Origin of the sequence: Terrabacter sp. Root85 (assembly GCF_001429185.1) — a bacterium.
Lineage (GTDB): Bacteria > Actinomycetota > Actinomycetes > Actinomycetales > Dermatophilaceae > Terrabacter.
In genome coordinates this window covers 867159-892142 of sequence record NZ_LMIW01000008.1, presented here as the reverse complement: position 1 = coordinate 892142, position 24984 = coordinate 867159, and the positions used below count along the sequence as shown (strand labels likewise).

Sequence of the window (24984 nt, the reverse complement as noted above, 5' to 3'; positions counted from 1 at the left end):
CGCATCCATGTCGCCTCCACCCGATGCCGAGCACGTCCGTCGACGCTAGCACCGCGGTGGTCCGCGCCAGAAGGCCTTCAGACGAGCCCGTCGCCGGTGCCCTCACCCGTCAGGGCGTCCCGGAAATGGGGATCGAGCTCGGCCTTCGCGCCGGCCTCGGTGTCGAACCAGACGTAGGTGATGACGCACGTGGCCGTGAGGAGAGGGTGCTCGCCCCGGCGCCAGATCTCGTGTCGAAGGGTGAACGACGACGTGCCGATCCGGTCGACGACCACGCGGATGTCGGCATGGTCGAGCGGCTTGAGGCTCGCGGTCCAGTCGATCTCCGCGTGCCGGACGAGGGCGAGCCGGTGCTCGTCGGCGAAGCGGTAGGGCCCGTAGCCGAGGTGGTCGAGGAAGGCCATCTTCGCGTCCTCGCACCACGTCAGGTAGTGGGAGTTGAAGACGACGCCGGCGAGATCGATCTCGGAGAACTTCACGGCCACGGGATAGCTGAACGACATGACCCCATCGTCTCGTGACGTGCGCACCCCTTCGTCGCCAGGTCCGCAGACGGCCAGCTGCGAGACACAAAATGGACGCTGCGAGCCTTCGCGACCGTCGAGATCCCAGGGGCCACGAGTCCACCTCAGGCAGCGTCGAGCCTGACGTCTGCTGGGTGCGTCACATAGGAGCGTCCGGTCGGCGAGCTCCACGTGCATGTGCCGTCGGCTTCCGACGTCAGCGTCCAGCCGGCGTGGTGCTTGAAACCGTGGTGGGTCCGGCACAGGCAGACGAGGTTGTCCTCGGCGGTCGGGCCGTCGGGGAAGCGCACGACATGATCGAGGTCGCACCGGCGCGCGGCGACACCGCACCCCGGGAACCGACACGTGCGGTCGCGGTCCCGAACGCGTTGTGCCAGAGCAGCGTTGGGCCGGTAGATCGCGGGGTCGCGGGCGACCGTGACGCCGGTCAACGCGTCGGCCCGGGTCACGCGCAGCGCGACGTCAGGGTCGGACAGCACCTCTGCCAGCACGTCCGAGAGCATCCAGCCGAACCGCGGATGCCGGACGCCGAGCTCCGGTGGCCGCCAGGGTGGACGTCCGACCAGCTCGGTCCCGTTCACGTCGGCTGCCGAGGCCGCTTCGGGTCCGGGCCTCGACACCGAGTGGCCGGCTGCCCGCCCGTACGCATCCACACCCTCGTGGTGTCCGGCGGGCGACCCTGTCACGGGACCGAAGAGCTCGGACCCGATCGCATGCTCCGGCGCGAGCCGGGGACCGGTGATGTACGCCAGATCGCCGGCGCCGGCATCGGCATGTGGGGCTGCATCGGCGTCAGCGCGAGCACCGGCCTCGGCATCCGGGGCTGCGTCGGCGTCTGCGAACGCGTTGGGGGCAGATGGCTGGGCCTGCCGACCAGACGGGGCGCCCGGCCACACGTCCACCGGCACGACGGAGGGAGCGGCCCCGGCGTCGTATGGACCTCGGAGGGCAACGCTCCACTGGTCGTCCGTCGAGGGACCGGTGAAGGTGGGCACGACCAGCTCGACGGTGGTGGACACCTGGGCGCTCCCGAGCAGCAGGTCGAGGAAGGCGTCCGCCCGCGCCTGCTCGATCGACCGGGCCGGGTCGGCACGCACGTACTCGTGGGCCAGCTCATCGACGGCGCCCCAGGCCTGCATCGAGTCCCCCGCCGGCAGCGACGCCTTCCACCACGTCGTGCCCGGGTCGAGTCCCGGCTCCACCCGCACGAAGCGGTCACGCAGACCGTGCTCCGCCCGACGATGAACGGCGTCCGGGTCGATCGCCATGGCGGCACGCTCGCACTGGCGTCGCAGCCGGGCGGGCGTCAGCGACTCCACCCCGGTCTCCATCACGACGGCATCGAAGGCCGGGCGAGCATCAACCGCGACAAGTCCCGCTCGGTCCGCCACGACGCCCGTCTGCCGCTGGGTGAGCCGCCCGCCGAGTGCGGCTGCCAAGGTGCGTGGGAGGTCCTCGACGAGGCAGAGCGCGTCGGCGACCCGCGACTCGGCGCCGCGCGGCGTCGAGCACAGGACGGGCGCGACGCTGGAGGCCACGATCTTCACCGACGAGGGCCGCCACTCCGAGCCGTCACCCCATTCACCGTCCAGATCGGCGAAGTCGAGCTCCTCGCGTCGAACGCAGGCCGCGAGCGCGAGGTCCTGAACGGCGCCGAGGACGTTCATCGCGCGCTGCGCGACAGCAAGGACCGCCTCGGCGCTCGCCGTGTCGAGACTGCGCAGGCGCTCTGGCACCACACGTGCCACGACTACCGCCTGGGCCACCGGTGGCAGCGCGTCGAAGACGTCAGCGGGGATCTGTGTCAGGAACGACAGCACGCCACCCGCAGCGACCTCGATGCTCTCTCCGGCGCTCCCCATCTCCATGTTCGAACACTAGTACGATCCACCGACAGTGCTCCTCGAGTCGGTTCAGTCGACGAAGCACGCTCTACCGCCGCGGGCTCAGGCGCTCGTCGACCCATCTTGCGTCTCGAGCACGGCGATGCACTCGACGTGGTGGGTCATCGGGAAGGCGTCCCAGGCCTCGAGCGAGACGAGGCCGTAGCCGTGGGTCACAGCCGCCTTGACGTCGCGGGCCAGGGCTGCGGGGTCGCACGCGACGTAGACGACGCGTCGGGGCCCCATCCCGGCCACCAGGGCCATGACGTCCTTGCCGGCACCCGTCCGGGGCGGGTCGAGCACCACGAGGTCTGCCGTGACGCCCTGTCCGACGAGCGACCGCAGCTCACGGTCGACACGGTTGGCGCGCCACTCGACGTTCTCGAGGTGCTCGGTGTTGGACTCGCCGTTCTCGACCGCTCGGCGATCACCCTCGACGCCGAGGACGAATCCGTCCGGCGCGACGAGCTCGCCGAGCCGCATCGTGAAGAGACCCGAGCCCGCGAAGAGGTCGAGGACGCGGTCCCCCGGCTCCGCCCCGAGCAGCGTCGACACCCGTGACAGGAACGTCGTGGCCGCGCCCGGGTGCACCTGCCAGAAGCCCCGGGCCGAGACGACGTACTCGCCCTCCCAGTCCCCGTCGCGGGCCAGCTCGCCGACGAGGCCTCCGCCGCCACCACTCCCACCCTCGGGCGCAGGCAGCGGCACGAGCACCGGCTCGTCGGGGTGCACGGCATCGATGACGTCGACCGACTCGACGTCCGGCCACTCGGTGTCGAGCACGCCGGAGTCGATGACCGCCCGCGTGGCGATGAGGCAGTCCTCGACGGGAACGATGTCGCTCGACCGGTGTCCGCGCAGACCCGCTCGGCCGGCACCGTCGACGGCGAACTCGACCCGGGTGCGCCAGCGCAGCCCTTCCTCGTCGCCCGGCACCGGCTGGACGACGACATCGACGTCGAGGCCGGCAACGCGCGCGAACTGTTCCCGCACGACGGCACCCTTGAGCGCCCGCTGGGTGTCGAGGGACGCGTGCTGGAAGTCGCAGCCACCACAGAGGCCCGGGGCGGCATACGGGCACGGTGCGGTCACACGACCAGGCGCGGCCTCGAGCACCTCGACGGCGTCGGCGCGCACGAAGCTGTCACCGACGCGGCCCTCGGTGACGCGTGCGACGACGCGCTCACCGGGCAGCGTGTGGCGCACGAAGACGACCTGACCCTCGTGACGGGCCACGCAGTGGCCGCCGTGGGCGACGGGTCCGACCTCGACGGTCCACTCCCTCCCGACGAGAGACTCGCCACCGGCGGCCCGCTCGCGGTTCTGGCGACCGCTCACAGCGCTCCACCGCGCACCGAGCCGCTGATCGGGGGCTCGTCGATCCAGTCGCGCTCGGCGCCCTCGGAGGACTGCAGCTGCCACGGGACGCTGACGACCATGACACCTGGTGTGAAGAGCAGCCGGGCCTTGAGGCGCAACGCGCTCTGGTTGTGCAGCACCTGCTCCCACCACTTCCCGAGGACGTACTCCGGCAGGTAGACCGTGACGATGTCGCGCGGGTTGCCGCTGCGGATCGACCGGACGTAGTCGAGGATCGGCTTGGTGATCTGGCGGTACGGCGAGGACAGCACCTTGAGCGGCACCGGGATCTCGCGCTTGTCCCACTCGTCGAGCAGCGCCTGCGTCTCGTCGGGGTCGACGTCGACCGTCACGGCCTCGAGGTAGGACGGCCGGCTCGCCCGGGCGTAGGCCAGCGCGCGCATCGTCGGCTTGTGCACCTTGGAGATGCAGACGATGGCGTGCACGTGGCTCGGTAGCATCGGCCGCTCGACGTCCCAGTCGATGGCCAGCTCGTCGCGCACCCGGTTGTAGTGCTTCTTGATCCCGAGCATGAGGACGAAGAGGACGACCATCGCGAGGATGGCGTACTTCGCCCCGGCCTGGAACTTCGTCAGGAGCACGACGATGAGCACCGTCGCCGACATCGCCGCGCCGACGGCGTTGATGACGCGCGAGCGCTGCATCCGGGCCCGCTCCTTGGGGTTGCGCTCGAGCCTGAGGTGGCGCGTCCAGTGCCGGACCATGCCCACCTGCGAGGTGGTGAACGAGACGAACACCCCGACGATGTAGAGCTGGATGAGAGCCGTGACCTCGGCCTTGAAGACGATGACGAGGACGATGGCCGCACCGGCGAGGATGAGGATGCCGTTGCTGAAGGCCAGCCGGTCGCCGCGGGTGTGCATCTGGCGGGGCAGGTAGCCGTCGCGGGCGAGGATCGAGCCGAGCACCGGGAAGCCGTTGAACGCTGTGTTCGCCGCGAGGACGAGGATCAGGCCGGTGACGATCGAGACGAAGACGACACCGATCGGGAAGTTCGCGAACACCGACTCGGCGAGCTGGCCGATCGCGGTGTGCTGGATGTACGAGTCGCCGACAGGCTGCCCGTCGCGCAGCAGCTGGGCGCCCGGGTTGTCGGCGATCTTGACGCCGGTCCACTGGCTCAGCGCGATGATCGAGCCGAGCATCACGACCGACAGCGTGCCCATGAGCAGCAGGGTCGTGGCGGCGTTGGCGCTCTTGGGCTTCTTGAAGGCGGGCACACCGTTGCTGATCGCCTCGACGCCGGTCAGGGCCGCACACCCGGACGAGAAGGCGCGGAGCAGGAGGAACGCCGCGGCCAGACCGGTGAGACCCTGCCCCTCCTCGGGCTTCAGGGTCAGGCCGGCGCTCTCGGCCGGGGTCAGGGAGCCCGTGAAGTGCTGGATGAAGCCGTAGATGCCCATGCCGATGATGGCGAGCATGAAGGCGTAGACCGGCACGGCGAAGGCCTTGCCCGACTCGCGCACCCCGCGCAGGTTCATCGCCGTGAGGAAGGCGATGAGAGCCACCGCGACGATGACCTCGTGCCCGCGCACGAACCCGAGCACCGTGGCGGCGTTCTGCACACCCGACGAGATCGACACGGCGACGGTGAGGACGTAGTCGACGAGAAGGGCGCTGGCGACGGTGAGGCCGGCCCGTGGGCCGAGGTTGACGGTCGCGACCTCGTAGTCGCCGCCACCCGAGGGGTAGGCGTGCACGTTCTGGCGGTACGACGCCACCACGACGACCATGACGAGGACGACCGCGACGGTGACCTGCCAGCTGTGCGTCGCGACGAAGGCGCCGCCCGCCAGACCGAGCATGAGCAGGATCTCGTCGGGCGCGTAGGCCACGGACGAGAGTGCGTCGCTCGCGAAGATGGGCAGCGCGAGGCGCTTGGGCAGCAAGGTCTCCCCGAGCTTGTCGCTGCGCATCGCGCGACCGAGGAGGAGGCGCTTGAACAGCGAACCGGTACCGGGCACGACGCAACTGTATGACGGATCAGCTCCCCGCACTGACCCACTCGGGACGTCGTGGACACGACCCCGAGAACGTATGCCGTCCCGACCGTTTCGCTCCCCGGTCCAGCCCGCGCGGCCTGCAGACTGGGCGACGGCGTCACGGTGTAGCGTCGCGTCCGTGCACTTCGTCATCATGGGATGCGGCCGCGTCGGGTCGACCCTCGCCCGCACCCTGGGCCGCAACGGCCACGACGTCGCCATCATCGACGCGGACGCCTCCGCGTTCCGCCGGCTGGGCACCTCCTTCGAGGGCCAGACGGTCACGGGCATCGGTTTCGACCGCGACACCCTCATCGCCGCCGGCATCCGCGAGGCCTATGCGTTCGCGGCCGTCAGCAGCGGTGACAACTCCAACATCCTCGCCGCCCGGGTGGCGCGCGAGACATTCGGCGTCGAGCACGTCGCCGCCCGCATCTACGACCCGCAGCGCGCCATGGTCTACCAGCGCCTCGGCATCCCGACCGTCGCGACGGTGCGCTGGACCGCCGACCAGATGATCCAGCGGCTGCTGCCGCAGGGCGCCGTGCCCGAGCTGACCGACCCGAGCGGCAAGATCGTCATCGCCGAGGTCCCCCTCGCCGAGGGTTGGGTCGGCCGGCACCTCACCGACCTCGAGGAGCAGACCGGCGCCCGCGTCGCCTACGTCACCCGGCTCGGCGAGGGCACGCTCCCCCGGCCCGACATGGTCGTCCAGCAGGGCGACCTCGTGCACCTCACCGTCCCGCGCGACGACCTCGCTCGCGTCGAGCGGCTCTGCGACCAGGCCCCGGCCGCCCACTGACCGGCACAGGAGAAAACAACCCCATGCGCGTCGTCATCGCCGGAGCCGGAAGCGTCGGCCGCTCCATCGCCCGTGAGCTGCTCGGCAACGGGCACCAGGTGCTGCTCATCGACAAGGACGCCGACGACGTCCAGGCCTCGCGCGTGCCCGAGGCGTCGTGGCTGCTGGCCGACGCCTGCGAGCTCGCCGCCCTCGAGGAGGCCCGGCTCGAGGAGTCCGACGTCTGCGTCGCCGCCACCGGTGACGACAAGGCCAACCTCGTGCTCTCGCTGCTCGCCAAGACCGAGTTCGGCGTCCCGCGCACCGTCGCGCGCGTCAACAACCCCAAGAACGAGTGGATGTTCGACGAGTCGTGGGGCGTCGACGTCGCGGTGTCGACCCCACGCCTGATGACGGCGCTCATCGAGGAGGCCGTGAGCATCGGCGACCTCGTGCGCATCTTCGAGTTCCAGCAGGGCCGGGCCTCGATGGTCGAGATCACCCTGCCCGAGGGCAGCCCCTTCGCTGGGCGCCGCGTCGGTGACGTCGACTGGCCCACCGACACCGTGCTCGTCGCGATCATCCGCGAGGAGCGCCCGCTCGCTCCCACGCCCGACGACGCGATCGAGGCCGGCGACGAGCTGCTCTTCATCACGACGACGGAGCAGGAGGACCGCCTCCAGGACCTCGTCGCCCCGGGCGAGCGGCACCACACGAGCCTCGAGGACTGATCCCGAGGTCGCCGGCGTCGAGCGTCAGGCGAGCCGCGAGGGGTCGATCGGGGTGCGCCCGCGGAGCAGGATTGCACCCATCGCCGTGATGGCGAGCAGGTAGGCCGGCCAGCCGAGGACCACCTTGGCCACCCCGAGCGCGGCCACCTGCTCGGCGAGGTAGAGCGGCACCATGATCGAGAGCCGCACGACGTTGAGGGCGATGAGCACCCAGGCGAGTCGTGCCGCGACCGTGACGATGCCGGAGTGGCGACGCCACCACGTCGGGTTCTCGGCGAACGCCTCGGGCTCGGCGACGCCGACGACGAAGCCGAAGAGCGGCCACCGCGTCAGGTTCGTCACGAGCAGCAGGACGAGCAGCGCGGCGTTCTGGAGCATGCCCGGCAGGAAGGCGTCCTCCGCCCGACCCGACCGCAGCGCGAAGAAGGCCGAGATCCCCACGCCCGCGGCGGCATACGCGATGAAGCGGGGGTCCTGTCGCTGCACGAGACGCACGAGCAGGAGGACGGCCACGAGGACACCGGCGACCACGAGGGAGGTGCGGAGGTTCTCGGTGCGTGCCCACACGAGGGCGAACGCCAGGGTCGGGACGGCCGACTCGACGGCGCCGCGCCACCCGCCGATGGCGTCGGACAGCTTGTCGCGGAGCAGCTCCTCGACCGTGTCGTAGCGGCGCAGGTCGGCCTCGGAGCGGACGACCGCGTCGCCCTCCCCGGCGCGTTCTCCGCCCGGGCCGACGGCCCGGCCGTCGGCGTCAGCCATGTGCCTGCCCTGCCCGGCCGATGAGCTCGTACGCCGGGTTGAACATCGTCTTGACCTTCCGGCGGGTGGTGATGCGACCCGTGGCCTGGATCTTGACACCGGGGATGATGCCGGCGATGCGCCGACGGCCGAGCCACACGAGGTGCAGCGACTCGGTGCCGTCCCAGACCTCGACGTCGAGCGCGGGCGTCTCCTCGCGCGGGCGCAGCGTCACGGAACGCACCTCGCCGCACACGGTGACCGTGATCCGCTGGGGTGCGTCGCCGATGTGCACGACGCCGTCGAGGTCCGAGGACTCACGGCGCAGCTCGGCCGCCTCGATCTCGTGCGACGAGCGCGTGAGGCGGTCGGTGAGCCGACGCAGGGCGCCGGGCTGGCCCGTGGTCACGGGTGCGTCCGGCTGGGACGCGGTGCGGGACACGGGCCGGCCATCAACGGACCTCGGTGATCTCGGGTCCGCGCTCGAACGGGTTGAGGTCGGGGCCGCCCTCGACAGCGCCCTCCTCGGCCTGGACGGCGCCGTCGGCGTCGGGCAGGCGCAGGGGCAGCAGCTCGCGGGGAGGCATGGCCTCCTCGCCGCGGTCGATGACCGTCGTCCGGATCACGTCGTGCACGGCCTCGGCGGCGGCCGGCTCGATCGCGGCGCGGCCGGAGACCACGGCTCGGAGGAACCAGCGGGGGCCGTCGACGCCGACGAAACGGGCCGGCATGAAGACGGTGCGGCCGTCGGGTCCGGCCTGCGGCATGCGGGTCAGGAGCTCCTCGCCGAACTCGCCGGTGAGCACCTCGGCGGTGCCGCCGGCATCGACGATGCTCGCGGCGATCTCGTTGCGGATGTCGATCCAGACACCCTCGGTGCGCGGGGCCGCGAAGGCCTGCAGCTGCACCGCCGACTCGCCGATGACGGCCGTCACGCCCGTGATCTGCTGCTCCTGCTCGTTGACCTCGAGGCGCAGCTCCATGCCCTGCTGTCCACGCAGCCAGATGGCGCCGAGGTTGAGGTAGTCGGAGTCGTCCTCGACCTCGCTGCGGTCGAGCGGTCGGGACGTGGCCGAGGCGGCGGTGTCACCGTCCGCGTCGCCGTAGAGCGCGCCGTCATCGGCGAGCTCGTCCTGCTCGAGGTCGTCGGCACGGTCCACGGCATCGGTGTCCGGGCGGTCCTTCGACTTGCCCCGGCTGAAGAGTCCCACGTCATTCCGTCCTTTGAGTCCTGCTGCACGGTGGGCACGATGCCCGCCCGCGGTCGTCGGCGCTGACGCAGCGCCCGGCGAACCGTATCCGATGATCACGCCCGGGTGGGCGTCTCCCCCGGTGTCGGCGAGGCGGCGCCGCCGGTGGCGAACCCACCGGTGGATCCGTGTCCAGTGTCCCCCCGACTGGTCTCGTCGAGCGAATCCACCTCGACGAAGTGCACGCGCTCGACCCGCTGGACGACCAGCTGGGCGATGCGGTCACCGCGCCGCACCGTGAACGTCTCGCGCGGGTCGAGGTTGACGAGGTTGACGAGGATCTCGCCCCGGTACCCCTCGTCGACCGTTCCGGGGGCGTTGACGATGGAGATGCCGTGGCGCGCGGCGAGGCCGGAGCGCGGGTGCACGAAGCCCGCGTGGCCGGCCGGCAGGGCGAGGGCGACGCCGGTCGGGACGAGGACGCGCTCCCCCGGCTCGATGGTCACGTCGACGCGCGAGCAGAGGTCGGCACCGGCGTCACCGGGGTGCGCATAGCGGGGCAGCGCCAGGTCGGGGTCGAGCCTCCGGACCGGGACAGCACAAGGGTCGGTCACGAGGACCGACCCTACTTGCTCCTGGCCGTGCTGCTGCCCGGTCTGGAATGCGCTCAGGCGGCGCACTCCGTGCAGATCATCATGCCGTTGCTCTCCTTGGCGAGCTGGCTGCGGTGGTGGACGAGGAAACAACGCCCACAGGTGAACTCGTCGGCCTGCTTGGGCAGGACGCGCACCGACAGCTCCTCACCGGAGAGGTCGGCGCCCGGGAGCTCGAAGCCCTCGGCCTGCTCGGTCTCGTCGACGTCCACGCTGGACGACGTCTTGTCGACCCGACGGGACTTCAGCTCCTCGATGGAGTCTTCGCTCAGATCGTCGTCAGTCTTGCGTGGCGCGTCGTAATCGGTTGCCATCTCGTTGTCTCACTTCTACTCGTCTGCGCCTTGCGGTCTGTGACGCGGAGAACGCTCGTGGGCCCGTGCTTGTTCCCGGAGAACCCGTGCGATCAACGACGTTGTTAACAGCGACGAAACATGTCCGCGTGCGCGTATGGTGCCCGATCGCCACCGCGTTGTCACGTTGTCCGAGCCAAGGCCTGAGACGCGGGCCCTCCCGCACCACTCACGCCTACCCTTTTCGGACGAACAGTTCACCTGGGCTTTGCCATTCGCCGACCATCGCGGGTGCACATTGGTGGTCCTACGGCGCGGTAGGGTCTCCGGACTCGACCGATCGACAACCCAGGCCCGGAGGTGGCACCCATGACCGAGTTCGTCGACCAGATCAGGCAACGTGTCAACGACGCGCTGGGCGACCTCGCCGAGGCGCGACAGGCGGGTGACGACTACCGCGTGCAGGTGCACACCGGCGAGCTGGAGTCGTTCGCCCGTCTCGCCACGGAGAACGGCATCCGCGTCCCCGAGCTCGAGCCGTTCCAGGCGGCCTGAGCGGCGTCCCAGCGACACACCTCGACACCAGCGGGCGTATGCCGTCCGCTCCTCCAGGACGACAGACGCCCCACCCGGCACGGCCGGGTGGGGCGTCGTCGTGTGTCCTGGGCGCCCGCGCGTGACGGTCAGCCTGCTGCGTCCACCGGCGCGACGAAGAGGGCGCGGACCTGCTCGACGAGGGCGGGCCCCGCGGCGACGGTGAGGGCGGTGCCGGGCGCCGACCCGGGCTCCTCTCCCGCGCCGACGACGACGCCCCCGGCCTCCTCGACGACGAGCCAGCCCGCCGCGAGGTCCCAGGCGTTGAGCCCGGTCTCGGCGTAGACGTCCACGGACCCCTCGGCCACCCGCACGAGGTCGAGAGCAGCGCTGCCGATGCGTCGGATGTCGCGGACGAGGGGCAGGACCCGCCGGAGCACCTCGGCCTGCCGGGCGCGCACCTCGGGGGCGTAGCCGAAGCCGGTCGCGAGCAGGGTGCGGGCGAGGCGGTCCTCGGCCGAGACGGACAGACGCTCCGGAGCCACGGACTCGGTCGGGTCCTCGGGGCTCGTCCAGGCGCCGGTGCCCCGGCCGGCGTGGTGCACGAGGCTGCGGCAGGGGTCGGCGACGGCGCCCGCGACAGGGGTCCACCCACCCTGGGAGTGGGCGTCCCCGACGACGACGGCCACGGACACGGCATACGCAGGGATCTCGTAGAGGTAGTTGACGGTGCCGTCGATGGGATCGAGGACCCACGTCAGACCGGACGTCCCGGTGACGTCGGCACCCTCCTCGCCGAGGATGCCGTCGTCGGGGCGGGCGGCCTGGATGAGCCGGTGGAGCAGCTCCTCGGAGCGTCGGTCCATGACGGTCACGACGTCGGTCTCGGTCGACTTCGTCGCGGCGACACCCATCCGGGGCGGGCGCTCGTCTCGGATGAAGCGCGAGGCCTCGACGGCGACCTCGACGCAGAGCCGCTCGAGCTCCTCGACCGTGACTCCGTCGGGCAGCGCGGGAACGGGGCGTGCGGTGGTCATCGCGGCGCCCTCAGTCGCTGCCGCACAGGGCCGGACGGGCCTGGCGCAGGTTGGGGCAGCACCCGGGCGCGCACACCGACGGCATCCGACCCTCGAACTGCGGGACGTCCTCGCCGCGGGCCTCCGCCGCGCGTTCGAGCAGGGCGTCGACGAGATCGCGCACGAAGACGGAGTCGGTGCCGACCGTCGGGACGCGCACGTGGGTGAGGCCGAGCTCGTCCGCCGTCTCCTGCGCCTCGGTGTCGAGGTCGTAGACGACCTCCATGTGGTCGCTGACGAAGCCGATCGGGGCCGTGACGACCGTGCGGACGCCGGCGGCCGCGAGCTCGCGCATCCGGTCGTTGACGTCGGGCTCGAGCCACGGCTGGGTCGGCGGACCCGAGCGCGAGCAGAAGACGAGCTCGCCCGTCAGGTCGCGGCCGAGGACCCGGTTGACCTCCTCGGTCAGCTGCGACGCGAGCGCCAGGTGCTGGCGCTGGTAGAGGTTGCCCTCGCCGTCGCCCGGTCCGGACGTGTCGTCCATGGCATCGGGGATCGAGTGCGTGACGAAGAGCAGCGCGATCTCCGCGTCCGGCGCGCCGTCGAGCGTCCGCAGCGACCGGACGAGCTCGCCTGCGTTGGCGGCCGCGAACCCGGGACGCCGGGCGTACTGCGACACCTTGTCGATCTGCAGCTCGACACCGTCCTCGGCCACCGTGGCCGCGGCGTCCGCGAGGTTCTCGCGGTACTGGCGACAGGAGGAGTAGCACGAGTAGGCACTCGTCGTCAGGGCGACGACACGGCGGTGGCCGGCCGCGTGGCTCTCGCGCAGGGCGTCGTCGATGAAGGGCTCGCTGTTGCGGTTGCCCCAGACGATCGGCGTGCTGATGTCGCGCGCGTCGAGCTCGGCGCGCAGGGCCGCGATGAGCGCCCGGTTCTGGTCGTTGATGGGGCTGCGGCCCCCGAAGTGATGGTAGTGCTCACCGACGGCCTCGAGACGCTCGTCGGGGATGCCCCGTCCGGCCGTGACCCGCCGCAGGAAGGGCATGACCTCGTCGGGCGCCTCGGGACCACCGAAGCCGAGGAGGATCACGGCGTCGTACGGTTCGAGCGGCGAGGGCTGGGGCTCGTCGGGCGTCGGTGCTGCGTCAGGTGTCATGTCTCCGCCATCGGTGGGTGAAAGGGTGCGTGGGACGGGTCGGCTGTGGTGCGCCGTCGTCAGGTCGGGTTGGAGCGCAACGGGGTCGGGGCGTTGAGGTCGAGGCGGACGGCGAGGATCCGGAGGGCGAAGACCAGACCCGCGGCGGTCCAGAGCACCCAGTCCTGGAGCGAGCCGAGCTGGGCGGCGACAACGACGAGGATGGACCCGAGCATGGCCGGGACGGCATACAGCTCGCGGCGCAGGACCTCGGGCACCTGGCCCGCCAGCAGGTCGCGCACGACCCCGCCCCCGACCGCCGTGATGACGCCGACGAGGACGGCCGCGATCGGCGACACCCCGAGCGTCGTCACGGCCTTGAGACTGCCCGCGACCGCGAAGGCCCCGAGGCCGGCGGCGTCGAGGACCCGGACGAACCGGGTGATGCGCTCGACGCCCGGGTGGAAGAGGAACGTGACGAGACCGCCGAGCGCCGCGGCGGTCAGCAGCCGCCAGTCGCTGATGCCGACCGGCGGGATGTCGCCGATGAGCAGGTCGCGCAGGATGCCGCCGCCGAGGGCCGCGGCACAGGCCAGCACGAGCACCCCGAAGAGGTCGAAACGCTTCTTGACGGCCACGAGGCCGCCGGAGAGCGCGAAGACGAACACGCCGACGAGGTCGAGGGCGAGCTGCGCGGACGCGAAAGAGGTAGGCATGCCAGAGCAAACGGTACCCGTGCGGCGTGGTCGCTTTGGTGGGCACCCGGCCCGGTGGCATGCTCGACAGCACGGCGCACGGCCGGCCCCTCGGGACGCGACATCACGTCGCGCGACGCGAGCCACCGGGCACCTTCACGGCAGGACCACGCAGACTCGGTACCGGGAGACCCACCCATGCAGCACCTCAGGCTCGTCGGCGTCCACGAGGACGGATTGCACCTGCTGCTGGCCGACGACGAGGGCCACCGCTTCTCCGTCCCCCTCGACGACTCGCTCCGTGCCGCGGTGCGGCGCGACCGACCGCGGCTCGGCCAGCTCCAGATCGAGATCTCGGGAGGCCTGCGGCCCAAGGACGTCCAGGCGATGATCCGGGCCGGCCTGACCGCCGAGGAGGTCGCCGAGCGCGCCGGCTGGCCCGTCGAGAAGGTGCACCGCTACGAGGGGCCGATCCTCGCCGAGCGCGAGCACGTGGCCGGCCTCGCCCGCCAGGTCCGGCTGCGCCCGCGCGGCGGCTCCCACGGTGCAGCACCCACCCTCGACGCGCGCGTCACCGAGCGTCTGCGCACCCGCGAGATCGACTCCGTCACGGCACGCTGGGACTCCCGTCGCACCGACAAGGGCGCCTGGACCGTCCTGCTGCTCTTCACCGCCGGTGGTCGCGAGCGCGAGGCCGCCTGGCAGTACGACCCACTCGCCCGCACCGTCTCGGCCGTCGACGACGAGGCCCGCTGGCTGAGCGAGGACGAGGACCAGCAGGTTCCCGGCCCGATCCCGGCCCCGCACCTCAGCGCCTCGAACCGTCCGAGCCGCGTCTACGACGTCGAGGCCGAGGGTGGGGTCGGCGCCTCCACGATGCGCCGCCGCGTGGGCGAGACCGTCGACCTCATGGCGGCCATGCGCGAGCGCAGCGCCCAGCGCGGCCGTCGTCGCCGTCCCAAGTCCACCGAGGTCCCCGGTCTCGACGAGGCGCCCGAGGAGGCCCTGCCGCTGGAAGAGCTCGCCGGCGACCCCCGCGACGAGCTGCCTCCCCCGGCGCACACGCACCCGGAGGACGACCCCGAGGTCGTCAAGACCGGATCCGTCGAGCAGCGCGTCGGGGTCGACGCCGCCCGCCGCAAGGCACGCCGTACCGAGCCGACCCAGCCGGTGCGGCAGGCGCCCGAGCCGACGACCGACCAGGACGCGGACCCGGCGCCGGGCGAGCCCGGGCCCGTCGGCGCCCACGAGCCCGAGCGCCCGCCCGCCTCCGAGCCCGAGTCGGATGCCGAGCAGCACGGCACCCACGAGATAGGCCTCGCCGACGTCGAGGCGGACGCCGCGGATGCCGTCGTGGACGAGACGCCGTCCGAGCCCGTCCCCGTCGAGCAGCCGCTGCGTCCGGCCATGCGCCGCCGCGAGGACGCCCGACGGCTGTCACGTGTCCCCACCGCGCAGTCCGAGCCGTCCCTTGACGCCGACGACGGCGACGAGTCCGCCGAGCCCGACGAGCCCGACGAGCCCGAGGACGACGGCTACGACGTCGTCGAGCAGAGGGCCGCGGCCCCGGCGGCCAAGCCCGTCCCCCGACCCGCTCCTCCGGCGCGCAAGTCGGGACGGCCCAGCGTGCCGAGCTGGGACGACATCATGTTCGGCCGCAAGAACGACTGACGGCGCCGCGCCTCACACGCCAGTCGCGCCCGATGAGCTCGGGGCCGCTGCACCCGGGTGAGCGGCCCTCGGGAGCCCGCAGGACGGCATACGCCATCGGTGGGCGAGGGACTCCGCTAGTCGGCCTGGGTGATCGGCAGCGGTGGCAGCGGGCACACGTCGAGGTCGAAGGGCAGCACCTCGGGCGAGATCGCGGCGGCCCGCGCGGCGTGCGAGGTCATCCGTCGCATGTAGTGCCGCCGGCAGAGCACCTCGTACTCGACGAGACCGGTCGTGCCCGGCTTCGTGTCGCCGACGACGACCTGCTCCCCCTCGACGACCATGACGCCGTCCATGACTCGGGCATTCGTCGTCGCCCGACGGCCGCACCAGCACAGCGCCTCGACCTGGAGCACCTGCACCTTGTCGGCGAGCTCGATGAGCCGCTTGCTGCCCGGGAAGAGCTCGGTGCGGAAGTCGGCGGTGATGCCGAAGGCGAAGACGTCGACGTCCATCTCGTCGACGATCCGCGCCAGCTGCTCCACCTGGTCGCTGGTGTAGAACTGGGCCTCGTCGCAGATGAGGTAGTCGATGCGGGTGCCCGCCGTGGCCCGGTCGACGATCGCCTCCCAGAAGTCGAGGTCGTCGCGGACCTCGAGCGCCCCGGTCGAGAGACCGAGCCGCGAGCTGAGGACGTTGGTGCCGGCGCGGTCCATCTTGGTGAAGATGAGACCGACGCGACCCCGTGCGCCGTGGTTGTGGTCCATCTGGAGGGCGAGGGTCGACTTGCCACAGTCCATGGTCCCGGAGAAGAAGACGAGCTCAGCCACGAGGCACCACCCTAGGCGCCGCGGCGGGGTGGCACCACGACCACCGGCACGGCGAGTTCCGCGTCGCTCGTCGAGCCGTGCAGCCCGAGCAGCGCGACCACCTCGCGGCGCATGAGCCCCGAGTGGACGACGGCGAAGGACCCCTCGGTGACGACGAGCAGGTCGCCGATGCGGCCCTCGACCCCCGCTCGCACCGGGCCGAACCACCCCTCGTCGACGGCGCGCTCACGGGTGAGGATCCGGGCACGGTCACCGAGACGGGCTGCCCACGCCTCCTCGACGTCGGCGGCGGCGGCGGGCTCCGCGTAGAGCTGGAGGTTGCGCGGCTCGCCGCCGAGATGGCGCACGCCTGCCATGAGACCGGGCTCGTGCACGAGGTCGATCCGGTCGTGGAAGGGCACGTCGACCATGCCGTGGTCGGCCGTGACGACGATCGAGGTGTCGTCCGGCACGCGAGCAGCGAGCTGTCGCAGCGCGGCGTCGACCGACTCGACCTCGTCGCCCCACTGCCACGACTGGCAGCCGTGGACGTGGCCGATCTTGTCGACGTCGCCCCAGTAGAGGTAGACGAGGGCTCGTGGCGTGGCCCGCACGGCTGACGCGGCGGCCGACACACGGTCGTCGAGCGTGCGTCCGGCGCGGAAGCGCCCGCCGCGCAGCGCGGCGGTGGTCAGGCCCGACCCGTCGAAGTAGTGCGGACCCACCATCGTCACCGAGACGCCGGCGTTCTCGGCAGCCTCGAAGACGGTCTCGTTCGGCTGCCAGGCGCGCGGGTCGGGACCGTCCTCCCAGGACAGCTCGTTGAGCAACCGGTCGGTGGCCGGATCGAGCACCTGCATGCCGACGAGCCCGTGCGAGCCAGGAGGAAGGCCGGTGCCGAAGGTCCCCATCGAGGTCGCGGTCGTCGTCGGGAAGCCGCACGGCACCCGGTGGGCGGTGCCCAGATGGCTGCGCAGGAAGGGTGCGTGGCCGCTGCGCTGTCGCAGCAGGTCGTGACCGAGCCCGTCGACGAGCACGACGACGGTGCGCGGGACGGTGGGTAGGTCGAAGACGTCGCGGCCGGCATACGCGGGCACCCCGAGTCGGTCGGCGACCGACGGGAGCACGGAGGCCAGGGTGCCCGCCGACCAGTCGGTCGGCGTCGGCGCGTGGGCGGTCACGTCGTCGGCCACGGTGCGCTGGTCAGCGGGCCGTGCCGCCACCGATGCTCGCGGAGAGCACCCGGGCGAAGCTCATGGCCCGACCCACGGCGTCCTCACCGTCGGCGGCCGAGCTGATGCGCAGCGAGATGTCGTCGGAGGCGATGGTGCCCTCGAAGCCGTGGTCGGCCGTGCAGTCGGGGTCGCCGCAGGCGGCAGGGATCATGTCGAGCCGGCTCACCGCTCCCCACCCGAGCGTCAGCGTGAGGTCACGGCCGTGCGTGCCCGGCGCGAAGGTGTCGGGCTGCGCCACGACGTGGGTCAGCATGACGCCCCGGACAGCGGCGAGTGGCACCGTCTCGGTCGTGGCGGTCGCCATGAGCTTGTCCTCGGACTCGGCGTGGTCGTCGGCATGGGCGATGACGAGCCGCTGCGGGGTGACGACGAGCACGGTCACGTGACGGCGCACCGTCTCGTGGTCGAAGGTCGTCTCCTGGTGCACGAGGTGCGAGACGACCTCGTCGTCGGCGATCGCCGACTCGACGACGTCGCAGACGAGCGAGGGGTAGTAGCCGGCACGGGTGATCGCCTCGGTGAGGTCTTCGGGAAGGGCTCGGCCGGTGCCCGGGGTGACGCGTCGCATGCCCCCATCCTTGCACCAGCGCGGGCGTGACCTCTCCGGGCGGTCCACACCGTGCTGCGTCAGGTCATCCGGCGCCGGCCCGGGTCCTTGCGCACGAGCGCCGGTCGCACGACGACCTCGGCGCCGAGCACGTCGACCCCGCCGGTCCAGGCGTTGACGGGGTTGAGCTCGACCGAGGACAGCTCCGGGTGGTCGTCGGCGAGGACCGACAGCCGTGCGATGAGGTCGGCGAGCGCCGCCCGGTGCACCGGGGCGGCGCCGCGGTGGCCGCTGAGGAGCGGCGCCGCCTTGACGCTGTCGATGAGGTCGGTGACGTCGACGTCGGTGAGCGGCGGGATGCGGTGCGCGACGTCACCGAGCAGCTCGGTGGGCGGCCCGGCGACGGAGAAGCTGACGACCGGACCGAAGAGCGGGTCCTCGCTGGCGCGGATGACGCAGGACACGCCGGGCACGGCCATCCGCTGCACGACGAACCGGTCGGCCCCGAGCGGCCCGAGACGCTGGGTCAGCGACGTGTGCGCGTCGCGGACGGCCTCGGCGTCGACGAGGTCGCCACGCACCCCGACGAGGCCGGGCTGGTGACGCACGACGGGCGAGGTCGACTTGAGGATGACGGGGTAGGTCAGCTCGTCGGCGGCGGCCACCGCCGCGTCGACGCCCGCGACCTCCACGGCCGGCCAGACACGTATGCCGTAGGCGCCCAGCAGGTCTCGCGCCTCCTCGCGCGTCAGCGCGCGTCCGTCGGGGCTACCCGCGAGATAGCCCTCGAGGAGCGACTCCGCACGGAGCCGGTCGATGCCCACCGGGGCAACCTGGGTGCCGCGGTCGCGCTGGCGCCAGAGGGCATACCGCGTGACGGCGTTGAGGGCCCGGATGCCGTCCTCGGGCATCGAGTACGCCGGCACCGACCGCCGGATGCCGTGCTGCTCGTAGGAGAGACCGTCACCGACACCCCGCATGCCGAGGAACGTCGCGACACAAGGCTTCTCGTGGTCGGCGACGATGGTGCGGACCGCCATGTGCACCTCCTCGTCCTGGGTCACGAGGGGCGGGATGAAGGCGGCGACGACGCTGTCGACCTCGGGGTCGGCGAAGGCCGCGTCGAGCGCGGCGGCGAACTCCTCGGCCGAGGCCTGCGGCGGCAGCGAGACGGGGCCGTGCGTCACCCGCAGTCCCCAGCTGACGCACGCGCTCGCACTCAGCGCGCCGAGCGCGTCGGAGTTGCCGACGATGGCGACGCGGTCGCCCTTCGGGAGCGGCTGGTGGAGCGTCAGCTGGGCGACGTCGAAGAGCTGGTGGACGTTCTCGACGCGGATGACGCCGGCCTGGCGCAGCAGGGCGTCGAACGCCTGAGGGGGCACGTTGGTCACCCTGGTGCGGTGCCCGGGAGGGGCGGCGAAGCTCGATACCCCGGAGCTGACCACGACCACGGGCTTGGCCGCCGCGAGCGCTCGGGCGATGCGTGAGAACTTGCGTGGGTTGCCCATCGACTCGAGATAGAGGCCGACCGTGTCGGTCTCCTGGTCGTCGATCCAGTACTGCATGAGGTCGTTGCCCGAGACGTCGACGCGGTTGCCGGCCGACGCGAACACCGAGATGCCGAGGCCGCGGCGGGCCGCCGAGGCGAGCACCGCGACCCCGAGCGCACCGCTCTGGGCGAAGAGGCCGAGCCGACCCGAGTCCGGGATGACCGAGGCGAGGGTGGCGTTGAGGCGCACGGACGGGTCGTTGTTGATGAGGCCGAAGCTGTTGGGCCCGACGATGCGCATGCCGGCGCGGCGCACCCGACGACGGAGCTTCTCCTGCAGGCGGACTCCCTCCTCGCCCGCCTCGGCGAACCCGGCCGACAGGACGAGGAGCGCCTTGACCCCGGCCTTGCCGCAGTCCTTGACGACCTCGATGGCCTGCGCCGCCGGGACGACGACGATCGCCAGGTCGACGGGCTCGGGCACGTCGTGGATGCTCGGGTAGGCCGTGAGGCCCTGGATCCGGTCGGCCACCCGGTGGATCGGGTAGAGCTCGCCCCGGTAGCCGGCGGCGAGGATGTTGCGCATGACGAGGGCACCGATCGACTCCTCGCGCCGGCTCGCGCCGATGATCGCGACCCGCTCCGGGAAGAGGATCGTGTGCATGCTGCGGGACTCGGCGCGGTGCTCGCGCGAGAGCTGGACGGCCTTGCTCTGCTCGGTCGGCGAGATGTCGAAGGACACCTCGACGACGCCGTCCTCGATGTGGTGCGTGACCTCGTAGCCCGCCTCCTTGAAGACGGTGAGCATCTTGCGGTTCTGCGGCAGCACCTCGGCGACGAACCGGTTGATGCCCATCTCCTGGGCGATGGCGGCGAGGTGCTCGAGCATGACCGAGCCGATGCCCTTGCCCTGGTAGTGGTCCGAGATGTTGAAGGCGACCTCGGCCGACGTCGGGTCGATGCGGTCGTACCGGCCGATGCCGATGATCTCGCCGTCGAGCGTCGCGACGAGGGCGACCCGGTCGTGGTGGTCGACGTGCGTGAAGCGGTGGAGGTCGCGGGCGCTCAGCTCGCGCAGCGGGGCGAAGAAGCGCAGGTAGATCGACTCCTCCGACTGGAGGCTGTGGAAGTGGCGGATGCCGTCGGCGTCGTCGGGCGCGATCGGCCGCACGTGCGCCACGGTGCCGTCCCGGAGCACGACGTCCGCCTCCCACTCGACGGGGGCACCCGTGGCCTGCGCCGAGACCCGCTCGATCGCACCGGTGTCGTCGCTGAGCTCGCCACCCTCCATGCCCTCATCGTGTCACGTCGGGCTGCGCGGCCCCGGGAGATGGGAGTGTGGTCGCATGGAGTTCACCGACGTCGTCCGCTCCCGACGCATGGTCCGTCGCTACGACCCCGACCGGGAGGTCCCGCGCGAGGTCGTGGAGCGCTGCCTCGCCAACGCGGTGCGCTCCCCCAGTGCCGGGTTCAGCCAGGGCTGGGACTTCGTCGTGCTGACGACACCGCCCGAGCGGGACGCCTTCTGGGCGGCCACGACGGAGCCCGGCGCGGCGAGCGACCCCTGGCTCGACGGCATACGCGCCGCCCCGGTGCTCGTGCTGTGCCTCTCGCACAAGGACGCCTACCTCGACCGCTACGCGGCGCCCGACAAGGGCTGGACCGATCGGGACGAGGCGCGCTGGCCGGTGCCCTACTGGGACGTCGACACGGGCATGGCCTCGCTCCTCATCCTGCTCACCGCCACCGACGAGGGCCTCGGCAGCCTCTTCTTCGGGGTGCCGCCGGAACGCCACGGCGCCGTCCACGAGGCGTTCGGCATCCCCTCGACGCGCAGCATCGTGGGCGTCGTGTCGATCGGGTATGCCGTCCCGGGACCCAGGAGCCCGAGCCTCCGACGGCACCGGCGCACCGGTCGCGACGTGGCCCACTGGGGCCGTTTCGGCGTGGCAGGTGAGAACCCGTGATCACCCTGCGCGAAGATGGGGTGTTCACCCGCTAGCGGCAAGGAGCACCACCCGGCATGGCCCGTGGAAAGACCCCCCCGCCTCCACCGGAGGACTTCGAGGAGAAGATCGTCGGCATCGACGTCGAGGAGGAGATGCAGAACGCCTTCCTCGAGTACTCCTACAGCGTCATCTACAGCCGGGCGCTGCCCGACGCCCGGGACGGGCTCAAGCCCGTCCAGCGACGCATCCTCTACGGGGCCAACGAGCTCGGGCTGCGTCCCGACCGCGGCCACGTCAAGAGCCAGCGCGTCGTCGGCGAGGTGATGGGCAAGTACCACCCGCACGGCGACCAGGCGATCTACGACGCCCTCGTGCGCATGGCGCAGCCGTTCACCCTGCGCCTGCCCCTCGTCGACGGTCACGGCAACTTCGGCTCGCTCGACGACGGTCCGGCCGCGGCCCGCTACACCGAGGCGCGCATGGCCAATGCCGCGCTGCTCATGGTCGCGGGCCTCGACGAGGACACCGTCGACTTCGTCCCGAACTACGACGACACCCAGCTCCAGCCCGGGGTGATGCCCGCGGCGTACCCCAACCTCCTCGTCAACGGCGCGGCTGGCATCGCGGTCGGCATGGCCACGAACATGCCCCCGCACAACCTCGTCGAGGTCATCGGCGCCGCGCGGCACCTCATCGCCAACCCGACGTGCTCGCTCGAGGACCTCATGAAGTTCGTCCCGGGGCCCGACCTGCCCTGCGGCGGCAAGATCGTCGGCCTCGAGGGCATCCGCGACGCCTACCTCACCGGGCGTGGCAGCTTCCGCACCCGGGCGACGGCACGCATCGAGTCGATCACGCCGCGGCGCAAGGGCATCGTCGTCACCGAGCTGCCCTACCTCGTCGGACCAGAGAAGGTCATCGACAAGGTCAAGGACCTCGTCCAGGGCAAGAAGCTGCAGGGCATCGCCGACCTCAAGGACCTCTCGGACCGACAGCACGGCCTGCGCCTCGTCATCGAGATCAAGAACGGCTTCAACCCCGACGCCGTCCTCGAGCAGCTCTACAAGCTGACGCCGATGGAGGAGAACTTCGGCATCAACAACGTCGCGCTCGTCGAGGGCCAACCGCGCACCATGGGCCTCAAGGACCTCCTCAAGGTCTACGTCGACTTCCGCACCGACGTCGTGCGCCGACGCACCGCCCACCGCCTGGCCAAGCGCGAGGAGCGGCTGCACCTCGTCGAGGGACTGCTCATCGCCATCGTCGACATCGACGAGGTCATCCAGGTCATCCGCGGCTCCGACGACGCCGGCACCGCCCGCGCGCGGCTCATGGACGTCTTCGACCTCTCCGAGGCCCAGGCGACGTACATCCTCGACCTCCAGCTGCGCCGGCTCACCAAGTTCTCGCGCATCGAGCTCGAGAACGAGAAGACCGAGCTCGAGCGCGCCATCGAGGAGCTGCGCGCCCTGCTCGACAACGAGAAGCTGCTGCTCAAGCTCGTGTCGACCGAGCTCGCCGACGTCGCCAAGGCGCACGGCACCCCGCGTCGCACGGTGCTCCTCGAGAGCTCAGGTGCCAGCGCGACGGCGACGGCCGCCTCGCCGCTCGAGATCGCCGACGACCCGTGCTGGGTCCTGCTGAGCTCGACCGGCCTGCTGGCCCGCACCGGCACGGCCGAGCCCGTCACCGCCGAGGGCTCACGCTCGAAGCACGACGTCGTCGTCGGCGCCGTCCGCACGACCGCACGCGGCGAGTTCGGGCTCGTGACGAGCGCCGGCCGGATGGTGCGCCTCTCGGCGCTCGACCTGCCGACCCTGCCGCCGACCAACGGCTCCCCCACCCTGTCGGGCGGTGCGCCTCTCGCGGCGTACGTCGACCTCGGCAAGGGCGAGGAGCCGGTGACGATCGTGCCGATCGGTGCCGACGCACCGGTCTTCGCCGTCGGCACGGCGGCCGGTGTCGTCAAGCGGGTCACGTCCGAGGCACCCAAGAGCAACGACTGGGACGTCATCAGCCTCAAGGACGGCGACCGCGTCGTCGGAGCCGCGGTCGCCGACCGTGAGGACCTCGACCTCGTCTTCGTCACGACCGACGCACAGCTGCTGCGTTTTGCGGCGAAGTCCGTTCGCCCACAAGGCCGCTCGGCCGGCGGCATGGCGGGCATCAAGCTCGCCGCCGGCGCCCGAGTCGCCTTCTTCGGCGTCGCCGACCCCGCCCGCGAGGGTGTCGTCGTCACGTCGTCCGGCTCGTCGGGTGCGCTGCCCGGCACCGAGGGCGGGTCGCTCAAGGTGACGCCGTATGCCGAGTACCCCCCGAAGGGACGCGCGACCGGTGGCGTTCGCTGCCACCGCTTCCTCAAGGGTGAGGACACGCTCGTGCTCGCCTTCGCCGGCAACACCCCGGCCCGGGCCGCCGCCGCCAACGGCGTCGCCATCGAGCTGCCGCCCGCCGACGGTCGCCGCGACGGCTCGGGCGTCCCGACGGCCGCGGTCATCGCGCACGTCGCGGCCCCACCCGCCACCTCCCAGTCCACCGACGCGGAGTCGGGGGTCGCGGTCACGACGGATGCCCTCGGCGATGGCGACGCCCCGTCCGACGGCGGCGACGCGTGACCCCGCCTCCCGGCGGCAAGGCCGCCCGCCGCGCTGCGGCGGCCGCGGCTGCAGCCACGGCCGCCGCGTCCGCGGCGTCCGCAAAGGTGACGTCGGTCGTCGACGCGATCTCCGGATCGCCCGAGCACGCCGAACCCGAGCACGCCGAACCCGAGCACGCCGAACCCGAGCACGCCGAGCACCCCGCGACGACCGGATACGGCACCCCGGCCTCCGACGCGTGCTCGGTCCTCTGGGACCACGACGGCACGAGCGCCTACGGCACGGCGGCCACGGCGCGCTTCTTCGTCATCGTCGAGCAGCCCGGCCCGTGGGGCCGCGACGCGGCACGCGAGTCGCACCTCGACCGGGAGCTCGGCGCCGAGCTCGAGGGCCGCACGAGCCGGGCAGGTGGGCGCTTCATGCTCATCCGACGCCCGGGCGGGCATCCGGCCAACGACGGCCCCCGCCACGTGTTCGTCGCGCACGCCGGTGCGCGTCCCGAGGACGCCTGGCTGCTCGTCGCCGAGGTCGACCACGTCGGCGACCTGCTGGGACTCGACTGGGGCGCCCTCGCCCGCGGCAGCCGCGCCCTCGTGCAGGCCTCGCTCCTCGGCTCACGCCCCGCTGAGCCCACGCTGCTCGTGTGCACCAACGGTCGTCGCGACGTCTGCTGCGCCGTCCGAGGACGCCCGCTCGCCGCCCACGCCGCGCGGGTCGCCCCCGGCCGGGCGTGGGAGGTGTCGCACACCGGCGGTCACCGCTTCGCGCCGACTGCCGTCCTCCTGCCGTGGGGACAGACCTTCGCGCGCCTCGACGAGCGGGCGTCGGAGTGGCTCCTCGGAGCGAGCGAGTCCGGGCACCTGCCTGCCGAGCTGCTCGGCCCGCTCCACGACCGGGGCCGCTCCGGAGTCGCCGGTCCGTCGCAGTGCGCCGAGTCCCACGTCCGCTCCGAGACGGGCGAGACCCGCCTCGCCGCGCTGTGGGCCGACGCCCCCGAGGCGGTCGACGACGGCTGGGACGTCACCGTCACCCACGCCGACGGGCGCCGCTGGCACGTTCGCGTGACGCGCGAGCCCGCCGGTCGCACGCGCCCCGAGTCCTGCGGCAAGAAGGCGGTCGAGGTGCACGAGCACCGAGCGACGATCGTCGAGGCGTGGTTCTAGCCAC

23 protein-coding genes are annotated in these 24984 nt (G+C 72.0%); 7 read left to right on the top strand and 16 right to left on the bottom strand.

Going from position 1 to position 24984, the window contains the following annotated elements; genetic code table 11:
- Nucleotides 1-77: 77 nt before the first annotated feature.
- The 4 genes from ASE25_RS10625 to ASE25_RS10610 form a co-directional block, all read right to left on the bottom strand.
- The gene (locus ASE25_RS10625; protein ID WP_056825228.1) at nt 78-503 is read right to left on the bottom strand and encodes a thioesterase family protein; all 426 of its coding nucleotides are present in this window, start codon (nt 501-503) and stop codon (nt 78-80) included.
- A gap of 125 nt (nt 504-628) precedes the next feature.
- The gene (locus ASE25_RS10620) at nt 629-2392 is read right to left on the bottom strand and encodes an HNH endonuclease signature motif containing protein (protein WP_056825226.1); all 1764 of its coding nucleotides are present in this window, start codon (nt 2390-2392) and stop codon (nt 629-631) included.
- Nucleotides 2393-2470: 78 nt separating this feature from the next.
- Entirely contained in the window at nt 2471-3745 is a 1275-nt protein-coding gene (locus tag ASE25_RS10615; RefSeq protein WP_056825224.1) for a class I SAM-dependent RNA methyltransferase, read from the bottom strand.
- Nucleotides 3742-5703 (bottom strand): APC family permease, encoded by a 1962-nt coding sequence (locus ASE25_RS10610; RefSeq protein WP_056781248.1) that lies wholly within the window; start codon nt 5701-5703, stop codon nt 3742-3744. Before ASE25_RS10610 ends, ASE25_RS10615 begins: the two co-directional genes overlap by 4 nt.
- Before the next feature lie 205 nt (nt 5704-5908).
- On the opposite strand from ASE25_RS10610, the gene ASE25_RS10605 reads away from it, so the two are divergent.
- Nucleotides 5909-6571, top strand: coding sequence for a TrkA family potassium uptake protein (locus ASE25_RS10605; RefSeq protein ID WP_056781006.1), 663 nt, complete (start codon nt 5909-5911; stop codon nt 6569-6571).
- Nucleotides 6572-6594: 23 nt separating this feature from the next.
- On the top strand, nt 6595-7281 hold the full coding sequence (locus tag ASE25_RS10600) for a TrkA family potassium uptake protein (RefSeq protein WP_056781009.1): 687 nt from the start codon (nt 6595-6597) through the stop codon (nt 7279-7281).
- Between the two features lie 24 nt (nt 7282-7305).
- Here the strand turns inward: ASE25_RS10600 and ASE25_RS10595 are convergent, their stop codons facing one another.
- The 5 genes from ASE25_RS10595 to ASE25_RS10575 all read right to left on the bottom strand — a co-directional run bounded on the left by ASE25_RS10595 (nt 7306) and on the right by ASE25_RS10575 (nt 10179).
- Nucleotides 7306-8043 (bottom strand): DUF3159 domain-containing protein, encoded by a 738-nt coding sequence (locus ASE25_RS10595; protein ID WP_082620075.1) that lies wholly within the window; start codon nt 8041-8043, stop codon nt 7306-7308.
- Entirely contained in the window at nt 8036-8431 is a 396-nt protein-coding gene (locus ASE25_RS10590) for an OB-fold nucleic acid binding domain-containing protein (RefSeq protein ID WP_056781255.1), read from the bottom strand. The genes ASE25_RS10595 and ASE25_RS10590 overlap by 8 nt, the downstream gene beginning before the upstream one ends.
- Before the next feature lie 43 nt (nt 8432-8474).
- Nucleotides 8475-9233, bottom strand: a complete 759-nt coding sequence (locus ASE25_RS10585) for a DUF3710 domain-containing protein (RefSeq protein WP_056825222.1) — start codon at nt 9231-9233, stop codon at nt 8475-8477.
- A gap of 95 nt (nt 9234-9328) precedes the next feature.
- Nucleotides 9329-9826 (bottom strand): dUTP diphosphatase, encoded by a 498-nt coding sequence (dut, locus tag ASE25_RS10580; protein WP_056825220.1) that lies wholly within the window; start codon nt 9824-9826, stop codon nt 9329-9331.
- Between the two features lie 53 nt (nt 9827-9879).
- Nucleotides 9880-10179 (bottom strand): DUF4193 domain-containing protein, encoded by a 300-nt coding sequence (locus tag ASE25_RS10575; RefSeq protein ID WP_020145516.1) that lies wholly within the window; start codon nt 10177-10179, stop codon nt 9880-9882.
- A 348-nt stretch (nt 10180-10527) separates the two neighbouring features.
- Between ASE25_RS10575 and ASE25_RS10570 the strand changes: the two genes are divergently transcribed.
- On the top strand, nt 10528-10713 hold the full coding sequence (locus tag ASE25_RS10570; RefSeq protein WP_020145515.1) for a hypothetical protein: 186 nt from the start codon (nt 10528-10530) through the stop codon (nt 10711-10713).
- Nucleotides 10714-10841: 128 nt separating this feature from the next.
- Here ASE25_RS10570 and ASE25_RS10565 read toward each other — a convergent pair whose 3' ends face one another.
- From ASE25_RS10565 to ASE25_RS10555, 3 genes are read right to left on the bottom strand one after another with little or no spacing between them, the layout of a single operon-like run.
- Nucleotides 10842-11729 (bottom strand): inositol monophosphatase family protein, encoded by an 888-nt coding sequence (locus tag ASE25_RS10565; RefSeq protein ID WP_056825219.1) that lies wholly within the window; start codon nt 11727-11729, stop codon nt 10842-10844.
- Nucleotides 11730-11739: 10 nt separating this feature from the next.
- A complete protein-coding gene (locus tag ASE25_RS10560; protein ID WP_056825217.1) occupies nt 11740-12867 on the bottom strand; it encodes a ferrochelatase in 1128 nt (375 codons plus the stop codon).
- A gap of 59 nt (nt 12868-12926) precedes the next feature.
- Nucleotides 12927-13562 (bottom strand): trimeric intracellular cation channel family protein, encoded by a 636-nt coding sequence (locus tag ASE25_RS10555; protein ID WP_056781024.1) that lies wholly within the window; start codon nt 13560-13562, stop codon nt 12927-12929.
- 177 nt (nt 13563-13739) lie between these two features.
- Here ASE25_RS10555 and sepH point away from each other — a divergent pair, with 177 nt between their 5' ends.
- Nucleotides 13740-15212 carry a septation protein SepH gene (gene sepH / locus ASE25_RS10550; protein WP_056825215.1) on the top strand — a complete coding sequence of 491 codons (1473 nt, stop codon included), beginning with the start codon at nt 13740-13742 and terminating at the stop codon, nt 15210-15212.
- Between the two features lie 116 nt (nt 15213-15328).
- Here the strand turns inward: sepH and ASE25_RS10545 are convergent, their stop codons facing one another.
- The 4 genes from ASE25_RS10545 to ASE25_RS10530 are packed head-to-tail and all read right to left on the bottom strand — an operon-like array spanning nt 15329 to nt 20562.
- Nucleotides 15329-16021 carry a thymidine kinase gene (locus ASE25_RS10545; RefSeq protein WP_020145510.1) on the bottom strand — a complete coding sequence of 231 codons (693 nt, stop codon included), beginning with the start codon at nt 16019-16021 and terminating at the stop codon, nt 15329-15331.
- Nucleotides 16022-16032: 11 nt separating this feature from the next.
- The gene (locus ASE25_RS10540; protein ID WP_056825740.1) at nt 16033-17193 is read right to left on the bottom strand and encodes an alkaline phosphatase family protein; all 1161 of its coding nucleotides are present in this window, start codon (nt 17191-17193) and stop codon (nt 16033-16035) included.
- Nucleotides 17194-17203: 10 nt separating this feature from the next.
- The gene (locus ASE25_RS10535) at nt 17204-17803 is read right to left on the bottom strand and encodes a DUF5998 family protein (protein WP_056781029.1); all 600 of its coding nucleotides are present in this window, start codon (nt 17801-17803) and stop codon (nt 17204-17206) included.
- 59 nt (nt 17804-17862) lie between these two features.
- The gene (locus ASE25_RS10530) at nt 17863-20562 is read right to left on the bottom strand and encodes a bifunctional GNAT family N-acetyltransferase/acetate--CoA ligase family protein (protein WP_082622804.1); all 2700 of its coding nucleotides are present in this window, start codon (nt 20560-20562) and stop codon (nt 17863-17865) included.
- Between the two features lie 55 nt (nt 20563-20617).
- On the opposite strand from ASE25_RS10530, the gene ASE25_RS10525 reads away from it, so the two are divergent.
- From ASE25_RS10525 to ASE25_RS10515, 3 genes are read left to right on the top strand one after another with little or no spacing between them, the layout of a single operon-like run.
- Complete coding sequence (locus tag ASE25_RS10525) at nt 20618-21238, top strand: nitroreductase family protein (RefSeq protein ID WP_056825213.1); 621 nt, start codon at nt 20618-20620, stop codon at nt 21236-21238.
- A gap of 56 nt (nt 21239-21294) precedes the next feature.
- Nucleotides 21295-23835 (top strand): DNA topoisomerase (ATP-hydrolyzing) subunit A, encoded by a 2541-nt coding sequence (locus ASE25_RS10520; protein WP_056825211.1) that lies wholly within the window; start codon nt 21295-21297, stop codon nt 23833-23835.
- On the top strand, nt 23832-24980 hold the full coding sequence (locus ASE25_RS10515) for a sucrase ferredoxin (RefSeq protein ID WP_056825209.1): 1149 nt from the start codon (nt 23832-23834) through the stop codon (nt 24978-24980). Before ASE25_RS10520 ends, ASE25_RS10515 begins: the two co-directional genes overlap by 4 nt.
- Nucleotides 24981-24984 lie beyond the last annotated feature (4 nt).